The organism is Phenylobacterium sp. (assembly GCF_036821595.1).
Classification (GTDB): domain Bacteria; phylum Pseudomonadota; class Alphaproteobacteria; order Caulobacterales; family Caulobacteraceae; genus Phenylobacterium.
Genome location: NZ_DAISJG010000040.1, coordinates 1 through 25,088, shown reverse-complemented (window position 1 = coordinate 25,088; position 25,088 = coordinate 1). Strand labels below are relative to the sequence as shown.

26 protein-coding genes and 1 pseudogene are annotated in these 25,088 nt (G+C 71.1%); 14 read left to right on the top strand and 13 right to left on the bottom strand.

Annotated elements, in window-relative coordinates; all coding sequences use genetic code 11:
- The first annotated feature begins 226 nt into the window (after positions 1-226).
- The 3 genes from bla to V7Z97_RS15090 all read left to right on the top strand — a co-directional run bounded on the left by bla (position 227) and on the right by V7Z97_RS15090 (position 2,959).
- Entirely contained in the window at positions 227-1,144 is a 918-nt protein-coding gene (bla, locus tag V7Z97_RS15100; RefSeq protein WP_334164262.1) for a class A beta-lactamase, read from the top strand.
- 90 nt (positions 1,145-1,234) lie between these two features.
- Positions 1,235-2,452 (top strand): NADP-dependent isocitrate dehydrogenase, encoded by a 1,218-nt coding sequence (locus V7Z97_RS15095; RefSeq protein ID WP_334164261.1) that lies wholly within the window; start codon positions 1,235-1,237, stop codon positions 2,450-2,452.
- Between the two features lie 120 nt (positions 2,453-2,572).
- A complete protein-coding gene (locus tag V7Z97_RS15090) occupies positions 2,573-2,959 on the top strand; it encodes a VOC family protein (protein WP_334164260.1) in 387 nt (128 codons plus the stop codon).
- Positions 2,960-2,974: 15 nt separating this feature from the next.
- Here the strand turns inward: V7Z97_RS15090 and alaS are convergent, their stop codons facing one another.
- The 10 genes from alaS to V7Z97_RS15040 all read right to left on the bottom strand — a co-directional run bounded on the left by alaS (position 2,975) and on the right by V7Z97_RS15040 (position 17,681).
- Complete coding sequence (alaS, locus tag V7Z97_RS15085; RefSeq protein WP_334164259.1) at positions 2,975-5,638, bottom strand: alanine--tRNA ligase; 2,664 nt, start codon at positions 5,636-5,638, stop codon at positions 2,975-2,977.
- Positions 5,639-5,856: 218 nt separating this feature from the next.
- On the bottom strand, positions 5,857-6,924 hold the full coding sequence (gene recA, locus V7Z97_RS15080) for a recombinase RecA (RefSeq protein ID WP_325461652.1): 1,068 nt from the start codon (positions 6,922-6,924) through the stop codon (positions 5,857-5,859).
- 244 nt (positions 6,925-7,168) lie between these two features.
- Positions 7,169-8,221, bottom strand: a complete 1,053-nt coding sequence (locus tag V7Z97_RS15075; protein ID WP_334164258.1) for a formylglycine-generating enzyme family protein — start codon at positions 8,219-8,221, stop codon at positions 7,169-7,171.
- The gene (locus V7Z97_RS15070; protein WP_334164257.1) at positions 8,211-9,548 is read right to left on the bottom strand and encodes a spinster family MFS transporter; all 1,338 of its coding nucleotides are present in this window, start codon (positions 9,546-9,548) and stop codon (positions 8,211-8,213) included. Before V7Z97_RS15070 ends, V7Z97_RS15075 begins: the two co-directional genes overlap by 11 nt.
- A 2-nt stretch (positions 9,549-9,550) precedes the next feature.
- Complete coding sequence (locus V7Z97_RS15065; RefSeq protein WP_334164256.1) at positions 9,551-11,086, bottom strand: long-chain-fatty-acid--CoA ligase; 1,536 nt, start codon at positions 11,084-11,086, stop codon at positions 9,551-9,553.
- 21 nt (positions 11,087-11,107) lie between these two features.
- Positions 11,108-12,718, bottom strand: coding sequence for a sulfatase-like hydrolase/transferase (locus tag V7Z97_RS15060; protein WP_334164255.1), 1,611 nt, complete (start codon positions 12,716-12,718; stop codon positions 11,108-11,110).
- Between the two features lie 19 nt (positions 12,719-12,737).
- Complete coding sequence (locus V7Z97_RS15055) at positions 12,738-13,436, bottom strand: glutathione S-transferase N-terminal domain-containing protein (RefSeq protein WP_334164254.1); 699 nt, start codon at positions 13,434-13,436, stop codon at positions 12,738-12,740.
- Between the two features lie 10 nt (positions 13,437-13,446).
- A complete protein-coding gene (locus V7Z97_RS15050) occupies positions 13,447-14,460 on the bottom strand; it encodes a glutathione S-transferase N-terminal domain-containing protein (protein ID WP_334164253.1) in 1,014 nt (337 codons plus the stop codon).
- Between the two features lie 62 nt (positions 14,461-14,522).
- Entirely contained in the window at positions 14,523-16,868 is a 2,346-nt protein-coding gene (locus tag V7Z97_RS15045) for a TonB-dependent receptor (RefSeq protein ID WP_334164252.1), read from the bottom strand.
- A gap of 156 nt (positions 16,869-17,024) precedes the next feature.
- Positions 17,025-17,681, bottom strand: a complete 657-nt coding sequence (locus V7Z97_RS15040; RefSeq protein ID WP_334164251.1) for a TetR/AcrR family transcriptional regulator — start codon at positions 17,679-17,681, stop codon at positions 17,025-17,027.
- A gap of 240 nt (positions 17,682-17,921) precedes the next feature.
- Between V7Z97_RS15040 and V7Z97_RS15035 the strand changes: the two genes are divergently transcribed.
- From V7Z97_RS15035 to V7Z97_RS15020, 4 genes are all read left to right on the top strand, one after another.
- Positions 17,922-18,707 carry an SDR family NAD(P)-dependent oxidoreductase gene (locus V7Z97_RS15035; protein ID WP_334164250.1) on the top strand — a complete coding sequence of 262 codons (786 nt, stop codon included), beginning with the start codon at positions 17,922-17,924 and terminating at the stop codon, positions 18,705-18,707.
- 31 nt (positions 18,708-18,738) lie between these two features.
- Positions 18,739-19,506 carry an SDR family oxidoreductase gene (locus tag V7Z97_RS15030; protein ID WP_334164249.1) on the top strand — a complete coding sequence of 256 codons (768 nt, stop codon included), beginning with the start codon at positions 18,739-18,741 and terminating at the stop codon, positions 19,504-19,506.
- 102 nt (positions 19,507-19,608) lie between these two features.
- Entirely contained in the window at positions 19,609-20,016 is a 408-nt protein-coding gene (locus V7Z97_RS15025) for a ribonucleotide reductase subunit alpha (RefSeq protein WP_334164248.1), read from the top strand.
- Positions 20,017-20,134: 118 nt separating this feature from the next.
- Positions 20,135-20,320, top strand: a complete 186-nt coding sequence (locus V7Z97_RS15020) for a hypothetical protein (protein WP_334164247.1) — start codon at positions 20,135-20,137, stop codon at positions 20,318-20,320.
- 171 nt (positions 20,321-20,491) lie between these two features.
- Here V7Z97_RS15020 and V7Z97_RS15015 read toward each other — a convergent pair whose 3' ends face one another.
- Entirely contained in the window at positions 20,492-21,052 is a 561-nt protein-coding gene (locus tag V7Z97_RS15015; RefSeq protein WP_334164246.1) for a PadR family transcriptional regulator, read from the bottom strand.
- A gap of 206 nt (positions 21,053-21,258) precedes the next feature.
- Between V7Z97_RS15015 and V7Z97_RS15010 the strand changes: the two genes are divergently transcribed.
- On the top strand, positions 21,259-21,459 hold the full coding sequence (locus V7Z97_RS15010) for a hypothetical protein (protein WP_334164245.1): 201 nt from the start codon (positions 21,259-21,261) through the stop codon (positions 21,457-21,459).
- A gap of 9 nt (positions 21,460-21,468) precedes the next feature.
- Positions 21,469-22,200 carry an SDR family NAD(P)-dependent oxidoreductase gene (locus V7Z97_RS15005; protein ID WP_334164244.1) on the top strand — a complete coding sequence of 244 codons (732 nt, stop codon included), beginning with the start codon at positions 21,469-21,471 and terminating at the stop codon, positions 22,198-22,200.
- 14 nt (positions 22,201-22,214) lie between these two features.
- Here the strand turns inward: V7Z97_RS15005 and V7Z97_RS15000 are convergent, their stop codons facing one another.
- A complete protein-coding gene (locus V7Z97_RS15000; RefSeq protein ID WP_334164243.1) occupies positions 22,215-22,439 on the bottom strand; it encodes a hypothetical protein in 225 nt (74 codons plus the stop codon).
- Positions 22,440-22,720: 281 nt separating this feature from the next.
- Between V7Z97_RS15000 and V7Z97_RS14995 the strand changes: the two genes are divergently transcribed.
- The 3 genes from V7Z97_RS14995 to V7Z97_RS14985 all read left to right on the top strand — a co-directional run bounded on the left by V7Z97_RS14995 (position 22,721) and on the right by V7Z97_RS14985 (position 23,426).
- Positions 22,721-22,966: a hypothetical protein gene (locus tag V7Z97_RS14995; protein WP_334164242.1), complete on the top strand. Its 246-nt coding sequence runs from the start codon at positions 22,721-22,723 to the stop codon at positions 22,964-22,966.
- Positions 22,967-23,085: 119 nt separating this feature from the next.
- On the top strand, positions 23,086-23,292 hold the full coding sequence (locus V7Z97_RS14990) for a hypothetical protein (RefSeq protein ID WP_334164241.1): 207 nt from the start codon (positions 23,086-23,088) through the stop codon (positions 23,290-23,292).
- A 2-nt stretch (positions 23,293-23,294) separates the two neighbouring features.
- On the top strand, positions 23,295-23,426 hold the full coding sequence (locus V7Z97_RS14985; RefSeq protein ID WP_334164240.1) for a hypothetical protein: 132 nt from the start codon (positions 23,295-23,297) through the stop codon (positions 23,424-23,426).
- Here V7Z97_RS14985 and V7Z97_RS14980 read toward each other — a convergent pair.
- Positions 23,423-24,010 (bottom strand): TIGR00730 family Rossman fold protein, encoded by a 588-nt coding sequence (locus V7Z97_RS14980; protein ID WP_334164239.1) that lies wholly within the window; start codon positions 24,008-24,010, stop codon positions 23,423-23,425. The genes V7Z97_RS14985 and V7Z97_RS14980 overlap by 4 nt on opposite strands.
- 185 nt (positions 24,011-24,195) lie before the next feature.
- On the opposite strand from V7Z97_RS14980, the pseudogene V7Z97_RS14975 reads away from it, so the two are divergent.
- Positions 24,196-24,393, top strand: a pseudogene (locus V7Z97_RS14975) (cold-shock protein); the annotation flags it as partial.
- Positions 24,394-24,558: 165 nt separating this feature from the next.
- The gene (locus V7Z97_RS14970) at positions 24,559-24,780 is read left to right on the top strand and encodes a cold-shock protein (protein ID WP_325462044.1); all 222 of its coding nucleotides are present in this window, start codon (positions 24,559-24,561) and stop codon (positions 24,778-24,780) included.
- The last annotated feature ends 308 nt before the right edge of the window (positions 24,781-25,088 follow it).

Sequence of the window (25,088 nt, the reverse complement as noted above, 5' to 3'; positions counted from 1 at the left end):
GCCATGACACGGGCCACCGCGCCGATATTCTCCGCCAGCTGCGGCGCGTTCAGGATCACGACAGGTTTGGACGTCGACGTTTCGCTCATCGCGCGCGTTGTCGTTTCAGGAGGCTCCCCTGGCAACCCTTCCCCGTCGCCGTCTGCTGCTGGCTGGGCTGGCCCTGCCGCTTGCCGCCTGCGGCGACAACGAGCCGCTGACCGCCTCGACGACGCCACGGCTCGACATGGACCGACTGAACGACGGCGTGGCGGCGCTGGCCGCGCGGGCCCGGCCCGGCGTGCTGGGCGTCGGGCTGATGAACCTGGAGAGCGGGGAGCACTTCACGTTCAACGGCGACCGCCGCTTCCCGATGTTCAGCGTATTCAAGGCGCCGCTGGGGGCCGCGACCCTGGCCGAGGTGGACGCCCGCCGCCTCACCCTGGACGAGGCGGTGGTGCTGGACGAGCAGGACCTCTCCCCGCCGCTCTCGGCCGTGGCCGACGCCTTCCCCGCCCGACGCGACTACACCCTGCGCCAGATGCTGCGCGCCGCGGTCGTGGACAGCGACAACACCGCCGCCGACGTGGTGATGAGACGGATCGGCGGCCCGGGGGCGGTGACCGCCTGGCTTTCCGCCAAGCGCCTGCCGGATATCCGGGTTGACCGCTATGAGCGGGAGCTGGCGCCGGAGGCCTACGGCATGGCCTCGTTCCGGCCGGCCTGGAAGGGCTCGGGCTTCCGCACCGCCTACGACGCCGTGCCGGACGCCCGCAAGCTGGCCGCCATGCGCGCCTTCCTGGCCGACCCCAGGGACACCGCCACGCCGCGGGGGACGCTGGACTTCCTGGCCCGCCTCGACCAGGGGGAGCTGCTCTCTCCGGCCTCCACCCGCCTGCTGATCCAGATGATGCGCGAGACGCCGCGGGCCGGCGACCGGCTGAAGGCGGGCTTCCCGGCCGACTCGGTGTTCGCCCATAAGCCGGGGACCTCGGGCCTCGACCTCGGGATCAGCCTGGCCTTCAACGACGTCGGCATCCTGACGCTCGCCGACCGCCGCAGCTATGCCGTGGCGGCCTACCTGTCGGGCGCGACCGCGACCATGGAGGCCCAGGCGGCGCTGTTCGCGGAGCTGGGCCGGCTGGTCACGCGCAGTCTCGGCTGACCGGTCGCACCCCTTGGCCTTTGCGTCGTGGGCTGAGGCGGCTATACGGCCCGGCAACCCTCAAAAGTCCGCCCGGAGCGCCGCGCCCTCATGGCCAAGATCAAAGTCGCCAACCCCGTCGTCGACCTGGACGGGGACGAGATGACCCGCATCATCTGGAAGCTGATCAAGGAAAAGCTGATCTTCCCGTTCCTGGATCTCCAGATCGACTACTACGACCTGGGCATGGAGAACCGCGACGCCACCGACGACAAGGTGACGATCGAGGCGGCCGAGGCCATCAAGCGTCACGGCGTGGGCATCAAGTGCGCGACCATCACCCCCGACGAGGCGCGGGTGAAGGAATTCAACCTCAAGAAGATGTGGAAGTCGCCGAACGGCACGATCCGCAACATCCTGGGCGGCGTCGTCTTCCGTGAGCCGATCATCTGCCGCAACGTCCCGCGGCTGATCCCGGGCTGGACCCAGCCGATCATCGTCGGCCGCCACGCCTTCGGCGACCAGTACAAGGCCACCGATTTCCGTGTGCCCGGCAAGGGCAAGCTGACCATCAAGTGGCAGGGCGACAACGGCGAGACCATCGAGCACGAGGTGTTCGACTTCCCGGGCGGCGGCGTCGCCATGGGCATGTACAACCTCGACGATTCGATCCGCGAGTTCGCGCACGCGTGCCTGGCCTACGGCCTGAACCGCCAGTATCCGGTCTACCTGTCGACGAAGAACACCATCCTCAAGGCCTACGACGGCCGCTTCAAGGACATCTTCCAGGAGGTCTACGAGACCGACTACGCGGCGAAGTACAAGGAAGCCGGCCTGACCTACGAGCACCGCCTGATCGACGACATGGTCGCCTCGGCGCTGAAGTGGTCGGGCGCCTTCATCTGGGCCTGCAAGAACTACGACGGCGACGTGCAGTCGGACCAGGTGGCCCAGGGCTTCGGCTCGCTCGGCCTGATGACCTCGGTGCTGATCACCCCGGACGGCAAGACCATGGAGGCCGAGGCCGCCCACGGCACCGTCACCCGCCACTACCGCCAGCACCAGCGCGGCGAGAGCACCTCGACCAACTCGATCGCCTCGATCTTCGCCTGGACGCGCGGCCTGGAGCACCGGGCCAAGCTCGACGGCAACGAGGCTCTGGCCCATTTCGCCAGGACGCTGGAGCAGGTCTGCGTCTCCACGGTCGAGAGCGGCTCGATGACCAAGGACCTGGCGCTGCTGGTCGGCGACACCCAGGGCTGGCTGACCACCGAGGGCTTCATCGACAAGGTGGCGGTGAACCTGGAGAAGGCGCTGGCCGAGGCCTGATCCTTCGCGACGGACGGGGCGGCCCGGGGTGATCCTGGCCGCCTTTTTCCGGCGATCAATGTTCTTGTTTTGTTTCCCCCTCCCCGCTACCCTCCGGGCGGACGAGAGAGGAGGCTCCACATGAGCATCGGCTATGTGACCATCGGCGCGGCAGACGTGGAGGCGGCGCAGCCGTTTTTCGACGCCACCCTCGGGGCGCTGGGCTGGACGCGCAGCAATCCCATGGAGGGCTGGGCCTTCTACGGGCCAAAGGGCGCCGAGGCGGTGATCGGCGTCTGCCGTCCCTACGACGGCGGGCCGGCGCGGGCGGGCAACGGGATCATGGTGGCGTTCAAGGCCGACACCAAGGACCAGATCCAGGCGGCCCACGCCGCGGCCCTGGCGAACGGCGGCTCGGACGAGGGCCCGCCCGGCTACCGCTCGGCGGACGAGGTGACGAGCGGCTTCTACGCCGCCTACTTCCGCGATCCGGTCGGCAACAAGTTCTGCGTCTACCTGACCGACTAGCGGCGAGGCCGCCGCCTAGGCGCCCAGCGCGGCCTTCACGGCGGCGAGGCCTTCGGCGGCCTTGGAGCCGTCCGGGGCGCCGCCCTGGGCGAAGTCGGGCCGGCCGCCCGCGCCCTGGCCGCCCATGGCCACCACGGCGGCCTTGGCGAGCTCCACGGCGTTGAAGCGGCCCTGGGCCTGGCCGGTGACGGCGACCGTCACCGCCGCCTTGCCGTCGGCCGATCCCACCAGCGCGATGACGCCGTCGGGGAGCTGCTTCTTGAACTCCTCGGCGATCGGCCGCAGGTCCTTGCCGCCGACGCCCTCCATGACGCGGGCCATGACCTTCACGCCGGCGATCTCTTCCGGACCCGAGGCGGCCGCGCCGCCCCCGCCGCCCATGGCCAGTTGGCGCTTGGCGTCGGCCAGCTCCTTCTCGAGCTTGCGGGCCTGGGCCTGCAGGGCCTCGACCCGGGCCGCGACCTCGGCGACCGGGACCTTGAACTGCTCGGCCAGCGCCTTGGACACCCCGGCCTGCTCCAGCAGGTAGCGGCGGGCCGCCTCGCCGGTGAGCGCCTCGATGCGGCGCACGCCCGCGGCGACGCCCTGCTCCTGGACGATCTTGAAGAGGGCGATGTCACCGGTCCGCGCGACGTGGGTGCCGCCGCACAGCTCGATGGAGTAGTCGCCCTCGCCGTCCAGCGCCTTGCCGAGGGTGAGCACGCGCACGCTGTCGCCGTACTTCTCGCCGAACAGCGCCATGGCGCCGGCCTCGATGGCCTCCTGCGGCTTCATGCTCTTGGTCTCGGCCGGCAGGTTCTGGCGGATCACGGCGTTCACTTCGGCCTCGATCCGCTCGATCTCCTCGGATGTGACGGGCTGGCCATGGCTGAAGTCGAAGCGGATGCGCTCGCCGTCCACCATCTGGCCCTTCTGGGTCACGTGGTGGCCGAGCACGTTGCGCAGGGCGGCGTGCAGCAGGTGGGTGGCGGAGTGGTTGGCGCGGGTCGACGCACGGCGCTCGGCGTCGACGGCCAGGCGCACCCGGGCGCCGGGCGCGAGCGTCCCTTCCAGCACCTCGATGGTGTGGACGTGCAGGTCGCCGGCCTGCTTCTGGGTGTCGAGCACCCGGCCCCGGCCGCCCTTCCCGTCAGCACCGGCCCACTCGGCCTCACCCTGGTCTCCGGCCTGGCCGCCGCTCTCGGCGTAGAAGGGCGTGCGGTCGAACAGCGCCTGCACCGTCTGGCCGGCCTGGGCCGCTTCGACCTCATGGCCGTCGGCGGTGAGCACCAGGAGCTCGCCGATCGCCTCGGTGGTCTCGTAGCCGGCGAAGTCGGTGGGGCCGAGGCGGTCGCGGATCGCGAACCATTCGGCGGCCGCGGCCACCTGGCCCGAGCCCTTCCACGCGCCGCGCGCCATCTCGCGCTGGCGGTCCATCGCGGCGTCGTACCCCTGGAGGTCCACGGTCAGGCCCTTGGCGCGCACCGCGTCCTGGGTCAGGTCGAGGGGGAAGCCGTAGGTGTCGTAGAGCCTGAAGGCGGTTTCGCCGGAGAGCACGTCGCCCTCGTTCAGCCCCGTGGTCGCCTCGTCCAGAAGGGCGAGGCCGCGGCCGAGGGTGACGCGGAAGCGCTCCTCCTCCTGGCGCAGGGTGTCGACGATGGCCGGCTCGGCGCGGCGCAGCTCGGGATAGGCGTCGCCCATCTCGCCGACCAGGGTCGGCGCCAGCCGGTGCATCAGCGGCTCCTCGGCGCCCAGCAGGTGGGCGTGGCGCATCGCCCGGCGCATGATCCGGCGAAGGACGTAGCCGCGCCCCTCGTTGGAGGGGGTCACGCCGTCGGCGATCAGGAAACTCATGGCGCGCAGGTGGTCGGCGATCACCCGGTGCGACGGCTGGGCTCCGCCCTCGGCCTTGACGCCGGTCGCCTCGACGCTGGCCGCGATCAGGGTGCGGAACAGGTCGGTGTCGTAGTTGGAGTGCACGCCCTGCAGGATGGCGGTGACGCGCTCCAGCCCCATGCCGGTGTCGATGGAGGGCTTCGGCAGATCCTCGCGCCGGCCGTCGGCGAACTGCTCGTACTGCATGAACACCAGGTTCCAGAACTCGAGGAACCGGTCGCCGTCCTCGTCCGGCGATCCCGGGGGGCCGCCCTGCAGCTCGGGGCCCTGGTCGATGAAGATCTCCGAGCACGGGCCGCAGGGCCCTGTGTCGCCCATCGACCAGAAATTGTCGGACGTCGGGATGCGGATGATCCGGGCGTCCGAGAAGCCGGCGATCTTGCGCCACAGCGCCGCGGCCTCGTCGTCGGTGTGGTAGACGGTGACCAGCAGCCGGTCCTTGGGCAGGCCGAGCTCCTTGGTGATCAGGGTCCAGGCCGCCTCGATCGCGCCTTCCTTGAAATAGTCGCCGAAGGAGAAATTCCCCAGCATCTCGAAGAAGGTGTGGTGGCGCGCGGTGTAGCCGACGTTGTCCAGGTCGTTGTGCTTGCCGCCGGCGCGGACACACTTCTGCGACGAGGCCGCCCGCGGCCACGGCGGGGTCTCGGCGCCGGTGAAGTAGTTCTTGAACGGCACCATGCCGGCGTTGACGAACAGGAGCGTCGGGTCGTTCTGCGGCACCAGCGGCGCCGAGGCGACCACGGCGTGATCCTTCCTCCCGAAGTAGTCCAGGAAGTGCGTGCGGATCTCGTTGAGCGTCGCCATGGCCTTGCTTTTCGTATCGGAACTGGTCGGGTCCGCCCCCTATCTGGGGACCCGGCGCCCCTTTACGAGACTTGCGGTTCCCGGAAAAGGAAAAGGACGCCTGAGGCCCGGGCCTCAGGCGTCCTCGCCTCGGGGACGCGCGCTCGCGTGGGGTCGGCTGGGACGGGCCGGGTTGGCGGGTGACCCGCCCCGGGCCGCGACGCGCGCCCTCGGCGAACCTATTCCTCGCCGTCCTCCGGCCCGCCGACGAGGAGTTCCTCCTCGATCGTGGCCTTGGCGCCGCGGACGGCCTTCTCGATCTCGCCGGCCATGTCCGGGTTCTGCTTGAGGAACTCGCGGACGTTGTCGCGGCCCTGGCCGATCCGGGTGGAGTTGTAGGAGAACCAGGAGCCGGACTTCTCGATGACGCCGGCCTTCACGCCCAGGTCGATGATCTCGCCGAGCTTGGAGATCCCCTCCCCGTACATGATGTCGAACTCGACCTCGCGGAACGGCGGGGCCACCTTGTTCTTCACCACCTTCACGCGGACGTTGTTGCCGACGATCTCGTCGCGCTGCTTCACCGAGCCGGTGCGACGGATGTCGAGGCGCACCGAGGCGTAGAACTTCAGCGCGTTGCCGCCCGTGGTGGTCTCCGGCGAGCCGTACATCACCCCGATCTTCATGCGGATCTGGTTGATGAAGATGACCAGGGTCTTGGCCTTGGAGATGGAGGCGGTGAGCTTGCGCAGCGCCTGGCTCATCAGCCGGGCCTGCAGGCCGGGCAGGCTGTCGCCCATCTCGCCCTCGATCTCGGCCCGCGGCGTCAGCGCCGCCACCGAATCGATGACGATCACGTCGACGGCGTTCGAGCGCACCAGGGTGTCGGTGATCTCCAGCGCCTGCTCGCCGGTGTCCGGCTGGGCGACCAGCAGGTCGTCGAGGTTCACGCCGAGCTTGTGGGCGTAGGACGGGTCGAGCGCATGCTCGGCGTCCACGAAGGCGGCGGTGCCGCCGCTCTTCTGCACCTCGGCGACCACGTGCAGGGCGAGCGTCGTCTTGCCCGACGATTCCGGCCCGTAGATCTCCACGATGCGGCCCTTCGGCAGGCCGCCGATGCCCAGCGCCAGGTCGAGGCCCAGCGAACCGGTGGAGTAGGACTCGATCTCGACGATCTTGCCCTTTTCGCCGAGCTTCATGACGGAGCCTTTGCCGAAGGCCCGGTCGATCTGCGACAGCGCCGCTTCCAGAGCGCGCTGCTTGTCTCCGTCTTCTTTTCCCACGAGCCTCAAAGCCGATTGCGACATATGCCAAGCCCCTTCTATCTCAGATTCCCGCCAACCCGGGGCGGAAGAAGCGTCGCCGCGCCGAGGACTCAGCTGTACCGCTTTCGTTCTCTGTTCGCAAGATGTTCTCTTGCGGCAGAGTGCGGCGGGCTGATCCCGGACCGGCCGGGGCGACGCGCTCCCGCCGGCGATCTGCAGGGTCTAGGTGCGGTGCGTCAGAAACGGACGCAGGGAGGCGCCGGGCCGTGGATCGACGATCCCTTCCCTAGCCGGCGTCGCCGGTGAGCCGCAGCACCGTTCTGAAGCCGACGTGGGAGGCGCCGCCGTCGGCCGGTCCGGCCGTCCTCGCGGCCGGGCGGTAGCGCCAGCAGAAGTCCTCCGAGCAGAGGTAGGAGCCGCCCTTGATCACGTGCTTGGGCGACGAGGGATCCGCCGGGTCGAAGGCGGATTCCTCGGCTGGACCGGAGGGGTCCGCCGGATCGATGCCCTCGATCCCGGGCCGGTACCAGTCCCGCGTCCACTCCCACACGTTTCCCGCCATGTCGTGGAGCCCGTAGCCGTTCGGCGGGTAGCATCCCACCGGCGCGGGGGTCGCCTTGTAGCCGTCCTCGCCCGTGTCGACCGCCGGGAAGACGCCCTGCCAGACATTGGCGGCCGGCGCCCCGGGCGCGGCGGGCGTGTCGCCCCACACGAACCGGGCCCCGTCGCGGCCGCCACGGGCGGCATACTCCCACTCGGCCTCGGTCGGCAGGTCCCGGCCGAGCCAGCGGGCGTAGGCCAGGGCGTCCTCGTAGGCGACGTGCACGACGGGCCTGTCCTCGCGGCCCCTGATCGAGCTGCCCGGCCCCGCCGGACGCCGCCAGTCGGCGCCCGGGACGACACGCCACCAGTCGCCCGGCCCGCCGGCCGCGGCCCTGATCGGGGCCCCCGTGAACACCAGGGACGCCGGCCGCCGCGCATCGGGCGGAAGGTCGGGATAGAGCTTCGGATCGAGCGGCCGCTCGGCCAGGGTGACGTAGCCGGTCGCGTTCACGAAGCGGGCGAACTGGGCGTTGGTCACCTCGGTGCGGTCGATCCAGAACGAGCCCACCGTCACCGACTGCGGCGGCCCCTCCTCCCGGTTCACAGGCGCGGCGCCCATCTGGAACCGACCGCCCTTCACCAGGACCATGCCGGCCGTTTCGCCCGCCGCCGCCGGCGCCGCCACGCCGGCGCAGGCCGCGCCGTCCGCCACAGCCAGCCCGTCCGGCGCGGGCCGGCACGCGGCGAGCGCCGCGCAGGCCAGGACCATTGCCGCCAGTGGGGCCTCACGACGCATGCTGGTCCTCCAGCTCGCCGCGGATGGTGCGTCCCGCCCGCCAGAACGCGGCCAGGGCCAGGAACGCGAGACCCGAGCCCATCAGCAGGGCGACGCGGAGCCCCTGGCGCGGACCCAGGCCCGCGAAGCCCAGGCCGCCGAACGTCCAGCCGCTGTTCAGCAGGTCGCTCAGCCCGCCGAAGGCGAGCGGCCCGAGGCCCAGGCCGACGAGGTTGATGACGAAGAGGTGGACGGCCGCCGCCGTGGCGCGCTGTTCCGGCGGCACGAGCCCCTGGACCGTCGCGAAGACCGGGCCGTACCAGATCGCGTTGAGGACCCCGGCGAAGGCGAGGATGGCGAGCGCCGCAGCCGGAGACTGGGCGAGCACGGCGGCGGCGAAGACCACCCCGCCAAGGCCGGCCGCGGCGGCCGGGATCAGGACGTAGGCGCGCTGGTCTGTCCGGGCGGCGCGATCGGCCATTCGGCCCCCGAACCAGGTCCCGACGGCGCCGGCCAGGCCCATGGAGAGGCCGAGCGCCACCCCCGCCTCCCCCACCGTCAGGCCGTGCACCCGGATGAAGAACGAGCCCAGGAACGCGGTCTGCCCGTAGCTGACGAAGGACATGAAGGCCCCGCCGAGGCTGACCCACCAGAAGGTCCGCACCTTCGCCAGCTCCCGGAGCACAGGGACGAACCGCGCCTGCGCCGGGGGCGTGGCGCTCACGGGCTGCGGCCGCGGCAGGGTGAACCAGGTGAGGACGGCGAGCGCCAGACCTGGCAACCCGACCGCCAGGAAGGCCATGCGCCAGCCGACGGCCTGGGCCACCACCCCGCCGACCGCCATGCCGACCAGCTTGCCGAGCGGGATGCCCAGGGAATAGACGCCCATGGCGGTGGCGCGCTGCGCCTTGGGCACCAGGTCGGAGATCAGGGAATGGGCGGCCGGGGAACAACCCGCCTCCCCGACGCCCACGCCGATCCGGGCGGCGAGCAGCTGCAGGAAGCCGGTGGCGAGGCCGCAGAGCGCCGTCATGGCGCTCCAGACGGCGAGGCACACGGTGATCAGGCGCGAGCGGTCCGCGCCGGGCCGGTCCGCGTACCGGGCGAGCGGAATCCCCAGCACGGTGTAGAAGAGCGCGAACGCCAGCCCGGTCATCAGGCCCAGCTGCCAGTCCGCCAGCCCGAGCTCCTGCTTGATGGGCTCGGCCAGGATGTTGACGATCTGCCGGTCCAGGTAGTTGAGCAGGTAGACGAGGAACAGCAGGCCGACGACGTAGTTGACCGACACCGGCCGGCGTTGGGGCCCGGCGGCCGGCAGGGCCGCGTCGAGAGGCGTGGAACCGGCCATCGTCAGCCCACCTTCCGCGCGGCGCCGGCCCAGTAGGGCTCCCGCAGTTCCCGGCGGAGGATCTTCCCCGCGGCGTTGCGCGGCACCGCGTCGATCCACGAGACGGACTTCGGCAGCTTGTAGCCGGCGAGGCGCTCGCGGGCGTGGGCGATCAGCTCGGCCTCCGCCACCGTCGCGCCGGGCCGCCGCACCACCAGCGCCTTCACGGCCTCGCCCCACTTCGGGTCGGGGACGCCGATCACGGCCACGTCGGCGACCGCCGGATGGCCGAAGAGGGCGTTCTCCACCTCGGCCGGATATATGTTCTCCCCGCCGGAGACGATCATGTCCTTCACCCGGTCGTGGATGTGGAGGTAGCCCTGGGGGTCCAGGTAGCCGGCGTCTCCGGTCCGGAACCAGCCGTCCTCGATCACCTCGGCGGTCGCGGCCTCGTCGCGCCAGTAGCCCTTCATCAGGGCGGGAGTCCGGACGCGGATTTCGCCCACCTCGCCCGCCGGGACGGGCCGCCCCTCGCCGTCCGTGACCTGCAGTTCCACCCCGCCCGCGGGACGGCCGCACGACAGCAGCCGGGCCGCGCCCTCGGCGTGGTCCTCGGGCTGGAGGAAGGTCACCGGGCCGTTGGTCTCGGTGAGCCCGTACATCTGCACGAATTCGCAGCCGAACAGCCGCGTCGCCCGCCGCAGCACGGCCTCGGCGATGGGCGAGCCGCCGTAGGAGATCACCTGCAGGCTGGACAGGTCGCGCGTCCCGGCGTCGGGGACCTCCAGGCAGGCCTGGATCATCGCCGGCGCAAGCGTCGTGCGCGTCACCCTCCGCTGCTCGATCAGCGACAGGATGGCCTGGGCGTCGAACTGGGGCGGGGCCACGACGCAGCCGCCCGCCGCAAAGGTGCGCAGGACGGGGTTCACCCCATTGATGTGGAAGAACGGCGCGGGCGCGAGGACCACGTCCTCCGGGCCGAGGCGGCCCCAGGCGAACCGCTGCACCAGCGCCAGGGCGACCAGGTAGCCGCGGTGGGTCAGTTGCACGCCCTTGGGCAGGCCCGTGGTGCCGCTGGTGTACATCTGCAGGGCCGTGTCGTCCGGCGAGACGGGCCGCTGCGGGTCACGCTCCGACTGGGCCGCCCGCCAGGTCGCATACTCCGCCGAGGGGCCGTCCAGCGCGATGGTCCAGGCCAGCCCGGCCGCCTCCGCGGCCGCGCGCGCCGCGGGGGCGAACTCCTCCGCGTGGAACAGGCGCTTCACCCCGGCGTGGCGAAGGATGAAGCCGATCTCCGGCGCCGACAGCCGCCAGTTGACCGGCAGCGCCACGGCGCCGGCCTTCAGGCAGCCGAGCAGCACTTCGCAGAAGGCGGAGCCGTTGCGCGCCAGGATGGCGACGCGCTCCTGCGGCCCCGTCCCGTCCGCCAGCAGCCCGTTGGCCACCTGGGAGGCCCGGCGGTCGAGCGTGGCATAGTCCAGCGGCTCGCCGCCATCGACGAAGGCGGTGCGGTCCGGGTTGCGGGCCGCCTGCAGCCGCGGGATGTCCGCGAGGGTCACGACCCTATCCAGCTGAGCCATCTAGTTGGTCCAGTAGATGTGCTCGACGTCGTCGCCGGCCGAGGGGGAATAGCCGTCGATGTCGATGCGGGTCCGGGCGGCCGGGGTCCAGGCCGGCGGCGCGAACGCCTTCTCCCGCTCGGCGAAGAGGGCCTGCAGCTCGCGCACCTTGTCCGGCAGACGGGCGGCCAGGTTGATGCGCTCCGTCGGGTCGGTCTCGAGGTCGTGGAGCCAGACCGCCTCGGGATACTTCGTCGTCTGCAGCTTCCACCGCCCGTGGCGGATGGCGCGGTAGTCCTCCTTGCGCCAGACCAGGGTCCTGCCGTCGAGGTCGTTCGCCGCCGTCCCGGTGAGGACCGGCAGGAGGTCGCGCCCGTCGAACTCGCGGTCGCGCGGCAGGCGGGCCCCCGTGGCGCTGGCCACGGTCGGCACGATGTCCAGGGCCGAGACCACGCCCGGCACCGTCCGGCCGGCCGGAAGGCGGCCGTTCCACCGCATCAGGAAGGGCACGTTGACCCCGCCCTCGAAGTAGCTGGTCTTCCAGCCCCGGTACGGCAGGTTCTCCTGGGGGATCTCGTGGTAGAAGGCGCCGCCGTTGTCGCTCGTGAAGATGATGATCGTGTCGTCGGCCAGGCCCGCCTGCTCGACCGCCGCCAGGACGCGCCCCACCGCCTCGTCCATGGCTTCGATCATGGCGTAGTAGACGCGGGTCTTCTCGTCCTTGATGTGGTCCAGGCGGTCGTAGATCGCCTTCGGCGCCTGCAGCGGGTTATGGGGTGCGGTGAAGGCGAGATAGAGGAAGAAGGGGCGGTCCCGGTTGCGCTCGACGAAGCCCACGGCCTCATCGGCAAGCGCATAGGTCATGTACTTGGGCAGCGGTCCGGTCTTGCCGTCCTTCTGGATCTGCGCCTTGCGGGTTTCCCAGAGATAGTTGTCGATTCCGCTCCAGGGCAGGCGGGCGGAGGCGGTGTCCGGATCCTTCTGGTCGGCGTAGAGCGACGAGCCGCCGAGGACCCCCACGAACTCATCGAAGCCCCGCGCGGTGGGGGTGAGCTTCGGGTCGTAGCCCAGGTGCCACTTGCCCACCGCGCCCGTGCGGTAGCCGCGCGCCTTCAGGATCTCGGCCAGGGTCACCTCGCTCAGCGCCAGGCCGTTCTTCTCCGGCGGCGGCGGCGTCAGCGGCAGCACCATCGGCTTGTGCCGGTCCGCCCCGTAGGTGCCGTCCCGCGCCGACTGGAACCCGGGAAGGTAGGGCAGGTATTCGAAGCCGTAGCGCTGCGGATAGCGGCCGGTGAGCAGGGCCGCGCGTGAGGGCGCGCAGACCGCGTCCGCCGCATAGCCGGTCGCGAACCGGACCCCCTGGCGGCCGATGGAATCGATGTTCGGGGTCCGCACCAGGGGATTGCCGGCGATCGACAGGTCATTGTGCCCCAGGTCGTCGGCCAGGATGACGATCACGTTCGGCCGTCCGCTCCGCCCGGCTTCGGCGGCCTGGGCGGCGGCAGGGCCGCGGCCGTCCGGTGCGATGCCGGTCGCGGCGGCGAGCGCCAGGCAGGCGACGGACAGGACAATGCCTCGGGCCAGGCGGCGACGGCGGCCGGTCGGCCGGGCAGGCTCTTGTGAAGTCGGCATCTGGACGTCCTCCTGCTGATCAGTTCGGCGCGGCCCGGGCGCGCTGCCCGAACAGCACCTTGGCCGCCTCGGGGCTCGGCCGAATTCCCGGCGGCCTCAGGTCCTTGAGAATGTCGCCGCCCTTGCGCACCGCGGGCCGCGCGCCCACGCGGTCGAACCAGGCCCGCAGGTCGCGGAAGGCGTTCAGGTCGACGCCGTAGCGCCGATAGATGCGGACCCAGGGCCAGCAGGCCATGTCCGCTACGGAATAGTCGCCGGCGAGGTGCTCGCGCGTCTTCAGGCGGGCGTCCATGACCCCGAAGAGCCGCTCGACCTCATGGGTGAAGCGGTCGATCCCGTAGGGCCCGGGATCGTCCGCATAGTTGCGGAAGTGGTTGCACTGACCCGCCATCGGCCCCAGCCCGCCCACCTGCCAGAACAGCCACTGCTCGACCTCGCTGCGGCCACGGCGGTCGGCGGGATAGAAGCGGCCGGCCTTGTCGCCCAGGTACTGCAGGATCGCCCCCGTCTCGAAGATCGCGATCGGCGCGCCGTCCGGACCGTCTGGGTCGACGATAGCCGGAATCCGGTTGTTCGGGGAAAGCGCCAGGAACGCCGGCTCGAACTGCTCCCCCTTGCCGATGTTCACCGGCGTCACCCGGTAGGGCAGCCCGCACTCCTCGAGCATGATGGTGATCTTCCATCCGTTCGGGGTCGGCCAGAAGTGAAGATCGATCATCCGCGTCCCCTCAGGTCCCGGCGGCCAGGGGCGCGAGGCAGGCGGTCCGCTCGAGGAGCGGCGCGATGCGCTCCCGCGACGCCGCATCCAGCGCCGCGAAGGCCGCTCGCAGCTGCTGCAGGCACTTGGCCTGGTAGCGGAAGGTCCCCTGGGCGTAGTCCGTCCCGAGCAGGGTGACGGAGAAGGTCTCCTCACCGCGCGCCAGGGCCTCGGCGTTCGCCTCCAGGAACGGGAAGTAGACCTCGCCGGCGAAGGCCAGCAGGGCCTCCACGGCCGGCGCGAACCCGCCCTCGGACCACTCGCCCTCGACGCCGGACGCGTCGTCCAGCTGCATCACCCAGCGCATGGTGTAGGGGGCCGTCTCGCGCATAAGGTCGCTGGGCGTGGGGTCGACCACGAGTTGCGAGAACTGTCCGTACCAGCCGAAGTCGGCCAGGGAGGGCCTCGACCCGAACAGATAGGCCTGGCCCGGCGTGTGCGCCTCGAAGATGGCGAGCAGGCGGCGCGCCGTTTCCTCGATCAGGGGCGCGTTGGCCGGGGTGCAGCCGACCAGGGCCATGCGACCGGTCTGGCGGCCGCGGAACTGGTCGGCGAAGGCCTCGATCGCCTCGCGCCCGGCGCCGGCCAGGCGGTCGAAGGCCAGCCAGCGGCTCATCTGGACCTGGTCACGCTCGCGATGCCAGCGGTAGTGGAACATCAGCTTGGTGCCCCACTCGTCGGCCATGTCCTCCAGCAGCCCGGCCAGGAAGGCGGCGGCCGGATCGGGCGGGATCACCGAGCGGGCGCCGGGATGCAGGGCCTCCAGCTCGTGGATCATCGGCGTGGAGTCGTTGTGGTGGCTGCCGTCCGGATAGCGGATCACCGGGATCACCGGCACCTTCACCGACGCCCGTTCGGCGTCGTTCTCCGGCCGTGACTGGATCCAGACGTGGGGGATGCGCCGGTAGCGGAAGATGGCCCGCATCTTCAGCGAGTACGGCGAACCGAGGCTGCCGAGAATTCGGTACGGCGTTGGGCCGCTCATGGAACGTCTCCGGTTGGGAAGGCGCGGCCCGCCAGGGGGAGGCCAGGCGGACCGCGCGGGCCTCAGAAGCTGACCGTAGCTTCCACGCCCAGGGTCCGCGGCGGCGCGTACCAGCCGATGAAGCCCCTCGCGCCAGCCGTGCCGCCGCCGCTGACGAAGGCGTTAAGCGGCTGGGTGGTGGACTGGGCGTAGTAGGACTCGTCGGTCAGGTTCCGCACCCAGGCGGCCAGTTCCCAGCGGCCGTCTTCGCTCCGCAGGCCGGTCCGGAGGTTCACCAGGGTGAGCGCCTCCTGCCGCGCCGCGCGGTCGAGTGTCGGCAGGAAGGCGTAGCTGCTGGTGTAGGTCGCCTCGGCCCGGCCGAAGGCTTCCAGGTCGGCGGTCACCGGCTGAACCCATTGCGCCGCCAGGTTGGCCTTCCACTTCGGCGACTTCTCGGGCGTGCGGCCGTTGAAGTTGCAGGTGCCCGGAAGGGAGCCGTCAGGCGTGCGGTCCACGGGGCACTGGCCGTCCGTGCGGTCGGTGAACTCCGCGTCCATGTAGGCGACGCCGCCGTCGACGCTGAGCTGCGCGTGCGGCCGCGCCCGGAAGTCGACCTCGACGCCCCGCACGCGGCGCTCGCCGGCGTTGCCGACGATGAAGCCCGTGCCGGTCAGCGGATTCAGGACCGACTCCTGGAAGTCCTCCAGGACCATGTTGAACACCGTCGCGTTCAGGACCAGCCGGCGGTCGAGCAGGGTGCTCTTGACGCCCGCCTCATAGGTCGTGGAGGTCTCGGGCTCGAACTCGTACGGCGTGTTCGGCGCGACCCGCCGGGTGTTGAAGCCGCCCGCCTTGAAGCCCGTCGCCACCGTGGCGAAGGTCATGATGTCGGGCGTCCAGTTGTACTTGGTGTTCACCGACCAGGTGGTGCTGTCCTCGCTGCGGCTCACCTCCCCGATCAGATAGGGCGGCTGAAGGCGCAGGAGCACGGGGCTCGCCTCGGCGTTGTTGTAGTGGTGGATGTAGGCGTCCTTCTCGTCCTTCGAGTAGCGAAGGCCGCCGGTGATGCTCCACCGGTCGGTGATGTTGAAGGTGCCCGTGCCGAACACCGCCCAGCTGGCGGTCTCCTGGGTGAAGTAGCTGGTGGCCGAGTCGCCCACGCGCAGGCGGCAGGGCGGCGTGCTGCAGAAGGAGCTCGGATAGGTCCGGTTGGCGCCCGCCAGGTAGACGCTCGTCTGGTCGAACCGCATGTCCTGGGCGAACAGGAACACGCCGGCCAGGTACTCGAAGACCTGTCCGGTCGGCGAGGCGATCCGCAGCTCCTCGCTCAGCGTGCGCACGAGGGTGTCCTGGCCGTTGCGGTAGACCGCCTGCGGCAGGGCGTCCGCGGAGACGACGGCCCGGTTGTCCCAGAACTGCAGGGCCGAGATCGAGGTCAGGGTGTGCCCGCCGGCCAACGACCAGTCGGCCTGCACGGAGATCCCGTAGCTCTCGCTCCAGTCGTCGCCCACGTCGTCGGCGTCGACCACATGGTCGCGATCGTCGAAGTTGCGGAAGGGCAGGCCTATGGCGTTCTGGGCCGCCAGGAAGCCGGGCGTGGCGATGCCGTAGGGGCCCGTCACGTCGCGCTGCTCGGCCACGCAGCATTTCTGCTGCATCAGCGAGTACTGGGCGATGACGTTGATCTCCAGGACGTCGGACGGCGTATAGGCGACCCGCAGGCGCCCGCCGTAGACCTCGCTGTCGTTCTGGTCGTCCTGGGTGAAGAGGTTGTACTCGTAGCCCGACCGGTCGCGGCTCCAGAAGGAGAACCGGGCCGCCAGGCTGTCGGTCAGGCCGCCGCCCACATAGCCCGCGACATGCCGCAGGTCGTAGTTGCCGGCGCCGAAGCGGAGCTGGCCCTCGGGCTCATGGGTGGGCTTCCGCGTGGTGATGTTCAGGGCGCCCACGGGCGTGTTGCGGCCATAGAGCGTCCCTTGCGGCCCCCGCAGGATCTCGACCGTTTCGATGTCGAGCATCTCGCCCTGGGCCATGCCGCCCAGCGGCAGGTAGACGCCGTCCAGGAAGACACCGACGCTCGGCTCGATCCCGGGATTGGTGCCCGAGGAGCCGATGCCGCGGATCGCGATGTTGGTGTTCCGCAGGTTGTTGGACGAATCCATCATCACGGACGGCACCGTGGCGGCCAGGTCGACCATGCTCGAGACGCCGGCCTGCTCCATGGCCTGGCCGCTGATGGCGGTGACCGAGAGCGGCACGTCCTGCACGTTCTCGGCCCGCTTCTGGGCGGTGACCGTGATCTCCTCCACCGCCACGCTGTCGACGTCCTGCGCCTGGACGGCCGTGGCGAGCGCGGCGGCCGCCGCCCCCAACAGCAGGACTCGGTACAGGCGCGCGCCTTGGAACGGATAGGCCGGATGCCCCGTCATGTTCGTCTCCCCCTTTTTGGTCGAGCCGCGTCGCGCCGGCCCTTGTGACGCCGCTGGAGCGAACGGGCCTGACCGTCCGCCCCGCGAGCTGCCCTTAATGTGAACCGTAATTTCGGTTCGTCAAGCGGCCGAAGCAGATTCAGGTCGCTTGGCCGCCTATTCGGGAGCAGGCGGAGTGTCGCGAAGGTCGAGATAGTCCACGCAGAGCCGGGCGAGCTCGCGGCGGAACCGGGGGTCGTCGAAGGCGAACGGACCGGCGCCGTAGAGGATCACGCTGATGATCTGGCCGTTGACCACCCGGGTGATGAACTGGGCCGCCATGGCGAGGTCCGGCCTGGCGCGCGAGACGCCCCGGCGGAGGGCGAGCTCGGCGATTCGGGCGCCCTGGTACTCCTCCAGTTCGCGCATCTTCGGCCATACGGCGTGTCCGCGCAGGCTCATCTCGTAGAGCGCGCGGTAGTAGCCGGCGATCCCGCGGATCGCCCGGATGGTGTTGCCCATCAGGCGCTCGAAGAGGTCGGGAAAGGGCTCCTGCAGGCAGCCGGGGTCGTCGAAGAACCGCTGGATGTTCTCGTGGGCTCGCTCGTGCATGTATTCCTGCAGGGCGAAGAACAGCGCCTCCTTGTCCTTGAACCGCCGGTAGAAGCTGCCGACGGAGCAGTCCGCCGCCTTGGCGATGTCGGTGACGTGCGCCTCCCAGAAGCCCTTCTGGGCGAACACCCGCTCGCCGGCGCGCAGCAGGCGGTCCCGCTGGTCCCGGCTCCGGGTCTGGTGGGCGGGCAAGGCCCAGGCATCGATCTTCGGGTCGCTCATCCAGAGACCTTCGTGGCAGTTCGTTCGCCGAACAAGGGTGCGCCTTGCCCGACCGGCGAGATCGAGGCGGAACACCGGCCGGCCGCCGGCCCCCTCCCAGAGCGCTTGACAAGGCGGCGGCCCTTCCGCGTAATCGGAACCGGGACTCCGCTTCTTGTGACGCGAGCGTCTTATGCCTGCTTCTGCGCGAGGGCGCCAGAGGCCGGATCGTCGGCGGGCGGCGGATCTGGGGAAACGCGAATGGACCTGAACGGACGCACGGCCATCGTCACGGGAGGCGGGACCGGCATCGGCGCGGCCGCTTCGCTGAAGCTCGCCGCGCGGGGCGCAGCCGTCGTGGTGGGCTACAGCCGCAGCCGCGAGGCGGCCGAAGAGACGGCGCAGGCCTGCCGCGCCCTGGGCGTCAGCGCCATGGCCGTCCAGGCCGACGTCGCCGAGGACGGCGAGGCGCAGCGGCTCGCCGCCGCCGCCCTGGAGGCCACCGGCCGCATCGACATGCTGGTGAACAGCGCGGGGGCCACGACCTTCGCGCGGCACGCCGACCTGGACGCGGTGTCCGGAGAGGACTTCGTGCGCCTCTACCGGGTCAATGTCGTCGGCGCCTACCAGACCATCCGCGCCGCGGCGCCGGCCATGCAGGCCGCGGGCCGCGGCGCGATCGTCAACGTGGCCTCGATGGCGGGCCTGTTCGGCAGCGGCTCGTCGTCCGCCTACGCCTGCTCCAAGGGGGCGCTGATCACGCTCACCCGCTCCATGGCCCGCGCGCTGGCGCCGCAGATCCGGGTGAACGCGGTCTGCCCCGGCTTCGTCGGCACCCGCTGGTTCAAGGACCGGCTGGACGACGCGGCCTATGCCGCGACCATCGCGCGCGTGGAGGCCGCGACCCTGCTGGCGCACGCCGGCGCGCCCGAGGAGGTGGCGGACGGAATCGCCTTCCTCTGCGCCGAAGGCGCGAACCTGATCACCGGCGAGACCCTGCTGATGGACGCCGGCGCGCACCTCGACATCGCCCTGGCGCGGCCCTAGGCCGGTGCTCCGAACGGAAGGACTGCAACCCATGCGCTCGCTCTTCAGCATCGAAGGCAAGGTCGCCCTGGTCACCGGCGGCAGCCGGGGCATCGGCGAGATGATCGCCCGCGGCTATGTGGAGAACGGCGCGCGCGTCTACATCTCCTCGCGCAAGGCCGAGATGTGCGAGCGGATCGCCGCCGAGCTGTCCGAGGCGGGCCATTGCGTCGCCCTGCCCTTCGACCTCTCGACGATGAGCGGCGTGGAGGGGCTGGCCGCGGAACTGCAGGCGCGCGAGCCGCGCCTGGACATCCTCGTCAACAACGCCGGCGCCACCTGGGGCGCGCCGATCGAGGCGTTCCCCGAGGCGGGGTGGGACAAGGTGCTCGACCTCAATGTGAAGAGCGTCTTCTACCTGACGGCGCGCCTGCTCCCGGCGCTGCGGGCGGCGGCAAGCCCCCAGTCGCCCGCACGGGTGATCAACATCGCCTCGGTCAACGGCATCGAGCCTCCCGACTTGGAGACCTACGCCTACTCCGCCTCCAAGGCTGGCTGCATCATGCTGACCCGCCACCTGGCCAAGCGGCTGGCGCGGGAGAACATCCTGGTCAACGCCATCGCCCCCGGCCCCTTCCCCAGCCAGATGATGGCGGCCCGCCTGGCGGAGGAGGGTGACGCCATCCGGGCCCGCAACCCGCTCGGCCGCACCGGCGAGCCCGAAGACATGGCCGGGGTCGCGATCTTCCTGGCGTCGCGGGCGTCGGCCTACACGACCGGCGCGGTCATCCCCTGCGACGGGGGTTCGGCGGAGGTCTGAACGGGCCGCGCCCCGTCGCGCGGGCCAGCGGCTCTGGCTGCTGGCGGGCGGCCGCGATAAGGCTCGGGACCCGAGCCGCGTGGCGGCGCCAGGACACCCGCCGTGACAGAGATCCCGCACTTCCAGCAGTTCCTCCGGGCCGCCGCCGACCAGCCGGAGCCGCAGCGGCTGCTGTTCGTGTTCGCCCGCGCCGAGCTGCCGGACAACCCCACGGCGGAACAGCGCGAGCGGTTCCTCGCCGGTCGGGGCGGCGCGCTCGCCCCGCTCATGTGCGTCGACAAGGCGCCGGGCGACATCGCGGACTTCAACGCCCTGGTGGCCGAGTCCCGGCGCGCCGGCCCGCCCTGGCAGGTCGTCTTCGCGGCTGGGCTGTCCGGTCGCGACGGCCAGCCGCCGGCGCCGGCGCAGGTCGACCAGGCCCTGGAGAAGATGGTCCACGCCGTGCTCCAGGGCGCCGTCACGCGGTTCGCCGCCTACGACGCGCAGGGCGAGCCTCTGGATCTCCACTGAGCTCCGCCATTCGCGGCCCGCCCGCGCGGGAAGTTTATGGCCCCGCCGTTCGTTGTTGGGACATGGCTGTCGCGCGGGTTCAGGACGTGCGACGACGTCAGGACAGCAGGAGGGGGCCGTGTCGGGCTACAAGCTCCATTTCATCAGTCGGTCTGGGCGCGTCGAGGCCCGGGCGGAGCTCGAGGCCGCGGACGACGCCAAGGCCATCGGCTTAGCGGAGAAGCAGCTCGACGAACGCTGCGTGGAGCTCTGGCACGGCGAGCGGCTGGTGAAGAAATTTGAGCGGACGGAACCCAAGAGGTAGCTCTGCCGTTGTTCGCCTGCAGCGACGCTGTCAGGCCGCTGCGCTAGCGTCCGAAAGTCTGCGGGAAGACGAGCCCAACCGGTCGCCCGCAGGAGATCCCCCGGCCCGCCGCATCCCCGGGCCGGGGGATTTCTTCATTCCCCCCACGACGGCCGGCGAAGCCCTCGGAAATCAGCTGCGCTCCACCGCCAGGGCGGCGGCGTCCAGGGCCGCGGCGATGGCCTCGGCCGCGGCCGCGTCGATGGGGCCGCGGCGCACGCGGAGGCGCAGCGCCAGCTTGAGGTTCTCCATCCCGCGGACCACCGGGGCCGGCGCGCCCTCGCGCCGGTCGCCGCCGCCTTCGCCCACCCAGGCCAGGAGGGCGTCCACGGCGGGGCGGTTGGCGGCGAGGAACTCCAGTCCCTCGGCGGTGGCGGTGTAGCGCTTGCGCCCGCCGTCCTCCGCCTCGACGGCCGCATAGCCGCTGTCGTCGAGCCAGGCGAGCGTCGGATAGATCACCCCAGGGCTTGGGGTGTAGGCGCCGCCGAACTGCTCCTCGATGCCCTTGATCAGCTCGTAGCCGTGGCGCGGGCGCTCGGCCAGCATGGCCAGGATCAGCAGGCGGAACTCGCCGTAGTCGAACAGCCTCCCGCCCCGCCGTCGGCCGCCGTGGCGGCCTCGGTGATGGTGTCCGTGAGCCTCGTCGATGGCGGTGAAGTGGCGGTCCCGGCCGCCGCGATGCATGTGTCTCATGCCGCCGATATAGATCACGATATATCTTTGCGCAAGATATATCGTGACATGTGTCGAGAAACAGAGAATCCCTCGACGCATGACGCCGCGGAACCCGCAAGGTGCTGAATCCACGAAAATTCCCGCCCGGCCGGCGGGAAGCGTTTCGCCCGGCCCGCGACTCAGCGATCTTCCGGCGTGGGGGGCGTGAAGGACGAGAAGCCGCCATGCCAGACGCCACCTATGTCGCCTTCGTGCCGAGCAAGAGCCGCGACGCCCTGCGCCGGATCCTGCAGACCGAGGACACCGGCCCGCTCACCTGGCGGGAGCGCAAGAGCCTGTTCGGCAGCGAATTCTACTTCTCCGGCCCGCCCGACCTCGCCCGCAAGGCGCAGGCCTATGTGGCCGAGTGGGTGCTGTCGCACTAGGGCCGCGCCATGAGTCCCGTCGTCGCCCCTTCCCCAGCACACGTCCTCGTCACCGGCTCCACCCGCGGCATCGGGGCGGCCATCGTCGAGGCGCTCGCGGCCCGGGGTGCGCGGGTGGTGGGCCACGGCAGCCGCGACGGCGAGGGGGCGCTGGGGGCCGACCTCTCCGATCCCGCCGCGGCGGACGGCCTCTGGGACCGGGCGCTGGCGGCGCTGGATGGCCGCATCGACGTGCTGGTGAACAATGCCGGGATCTTCGAGCCGGTCGCCGTGGACGCGCCGCTGGAGGCCTGGCAGGCCGGCTGGGGGCGTACCATCCAGATCAACCTGCAGGCGTCGGCGGACCTCTGCCGGCGCGCGGTCCTGCATTTCCGTGAGCGGGGCGGCGGCGGCCGGATCGTCAACATCGCCAGCCGGGCGGCCTACCGCGGCGACAGCCCGGCGCACTGGCACTATGCGGCGTCGAAGGCCGGCATGGTGGGCATGACCAAGTCGATCGCGCGCGGCTATGCGGCCGAGGGGATCCTGGCCTTCGCCATCTGCCCCGGCTTCACCATGACCGGCATGGCCGGGGACTACCTGGCGAGCCGCGGCGGCGACAAGCTGCTGGCCGACATCCCGCTGGGCCGCGTGGCCACGGCCGAGGAGGTCGGCGGGACGGCGGCGTGGCTGGCGCTGGAGGCGCCGGTGTCGATGACCGGGGCGGTGATCGACATCAACGGGGCGAGCTACGTGCGGTAGCCCGCGCCCGGCGCTCAGCCGTGCAGCGCCGCTTCGGTGGCCTCGATCTCGTCCTTGATCCAGTCGTGGCCGGTGGTGACGAGGACGCCCTCGATGGCCGAGATGTGGCCGCGCAGGCGGTCGCGGATGTCGGGCGGCACGTCGCTGCGCGTGGCCATCCAGCGGGCGATCTGGTGCACGGCGAAGGCCGTGTGCAGGGCCAGCTTGTCGCGGTCGTCGTCGCTGAGCTTCACTTTCATGCGGGGCGCTCCTCGTTGCCTGCAAGGATAACACGCCAGAGGGACTTCGGGCGCATCGCCGGCCTGCGCGGCGGGTATCGCTGGCTATTGGGGGCCCGGCGCCCCATATGAGCTGCGTGCGCCGCCGGGCGTGCGCCGCCACTCAAGCGGTCGAGCAGTTCCGGCGCGGCGCCCCTTTCAAGGACAGCAATGTCCCTCCTCTTCGTCGGCTCCGCCCTCTGCGTCGCGGCCGCGCTCGTGCTTCCCCTGGCCTTCTCCGTCGCCCGTCCCGGCCAGCGGCCGTGACCGCGAGCCATATCCTGCGGGACGACAGCCGGTCCTGCACCTTCCGCCTGCGCCGTCGCACCGGCGTATGGGAGGTCACCCGCGACCACGTCTTCCACGGCGACTATCTGACCCGGGGAGAGGCCCTGCGCAGCGCCTGCTCCGCCGCGCGCTCCTTCGAGGCCGCCGGCGGGACCGCGAGCGTGCTCGCCGCGCCGGGAGACACGCCCATCGCCCATCGGCCGCCACGGCCAGGCTCCTGACCCCCACCTGAGGCCGGAGGCCCCATGACCGAATTCCCGAAGACCCCGTTCCTGTCGCCGCGCAACGTCCCGCTCTGGGCCGGCCTGGTGCTGATCCTGGCCGTCGTCGCCATCGTTCTGTGGCTGTGACGGACGACGCGCCGGGCGGCGCCCGCACCCGCGAGGACCTCGAGCGGGAGAACGCCTACCTCAAGCTGCGCGTGGCGCAGCTGACCTCCGACGTCGCCGACATCTCCGCCGAGGCCGACCGGCTGCGGCAGGAGCGAGAGCGGCTGCACGGACGGCAGGCGGCGCGCGTCGCCAATCCGCTGTCCGGGGGCCAATAGGCATGGCCGAGCCCGTTTCGATCCTGCTGCTGCTGGGGCCGATGGCGGCCCTGGTGGGCTACCTGGCGTTCGCCCGGCTGCGCCGGGGTCGGCCCGCGTCGAAGGCCGCCCCCGAGCCGGGCCCTGCGCCCTAGTAGCGCTGCTCCACCGGCGCCCGGTTCCACTTGGGCGGTGGCGGGACATAGGCGCGGAACAGGTCCAGGGCCTCGGCGGTGTCCTTGGCGTAGATCAGCATGTCCACATAGGGCTGGGTGGAGAAGCCCTTGTCCGCCATCTGCTGGATCGTCTGGCGCAGAAGGTCGTAGTAGCCGTTGACGTTGACGAAGCCGCAGGGCTTGGCGTGGAAGCCCAGCAGCGCCCAGGTCCACTGCTCGAAGATCTCCTCGAACGTCCCCGGACCACCCGGCAGGCAGAGGAAGCCGTCGGAAAGCTCGGCCATCTTCCACTTGCGCTCATGCATCGAGTTGACGATGTGCAGTTCGGAGAGGCCCGTGTGGCCGATCTCCTGGCTGACAAGGTCGGCCGGCATCACGCCGACCACGTCGCCGCCGGCCGCGAGCGCGGCGTCGGCCACCGCCCCCATCAGGCCCACGCGGCCCCCGCCGTAGACCAGCGTCAGCCCCTGCCGGGCGATGAGCGTGCCCGCGCGGACGGCCTCGTCGAGGAAAGCGGGGTCGGAACCGGCGGCCGAGCCGCAATAGATGCAGATGCTTTTCACGAATGGTCTTCGCAGGTTGGCGGAAAAGTGGGCCTGCGCTGATATGCCGATTGCAGGCTTGTGTCACGGCGCGGCTGGTCTCGCGTCCTTTCCGTCGCTACATAGTTCGCACGGCTCGCCACAATCGGTGGCCGGGCGTCGCCGGTTGGGCGGCGGAAGACTTCTATCTCGGTTAGGTCACGCGAATGGCGACGGGCACGGTCAAGTGGTTCAACACCGCTAAGGGCTTTGGATTTATTCAACCGGACGACGGCGGCAGCGACGTCTTCGTCCACATCTCTGCGGTCGAGCAGGCAGGCCTGCGCGGCCTGAACGAAGGCGACCAGGTCCAGTTCGAAATGGAACAGGACCGGCGGTCCGGCAAGCTGTCGGCCGGCAACCTGGTGGTCACGGGCCAAGGCGCCCCGGTGGCCCGCAGCGGCGGCGGCGGCTTCGGCGGCGGCCCCCGTGGCGGCGGCGGCGGTTTCGACCGTGCGCCCCGTGGCGGCGGCTTCGGCGGCGGTGGCGGCTTCGGCGGCGGCGGTGGCGGCGGGCGCACGCCCGGCCAGATCGCCGGCTCCGGCGACGGCACGGTGAAGTGGTTCAACCCCACCAAGGGCTTCGGCTTCATCCAGCCCAACGACGGCGGCCAGGACGTGTTCGTCCACATCTCGGCGGTCGAGCAGGCGGGTCTCCGCGGCCTGAACGAAGGCCAGACGGTCTCCTACGACCTCGAGCAGGACCGCCGGTCCGGCAAAACGTCGGCGACCAACCTGCGCGTCACGGGCTGACCTGACGCAGGCGGGCCCGCGCACGACGCGGGCCCCCTCTCCTGAGGCGTTGGCGACGGCCTACCGCGGGCCGCGCGCGCCGAAGCTATGCTGAACCAGCGCGTCGGCAAGACGTTCGGACCCCCACGCGAGGGGCAGAACGCCTTGGAGGACTCCGATGCGCCGAACGCTGATCGTGACCCTGGCCGGCGCCCTGGCGCTGCCGGCGGCGGGCTGGACCCAGACGGTCGGCCCGCCCGTCCCGCCGCCCGACGCAGCCGCCCCACTTCCTGACGACATCCCGGACGATGCGCCGGCGCCCGCAGCGG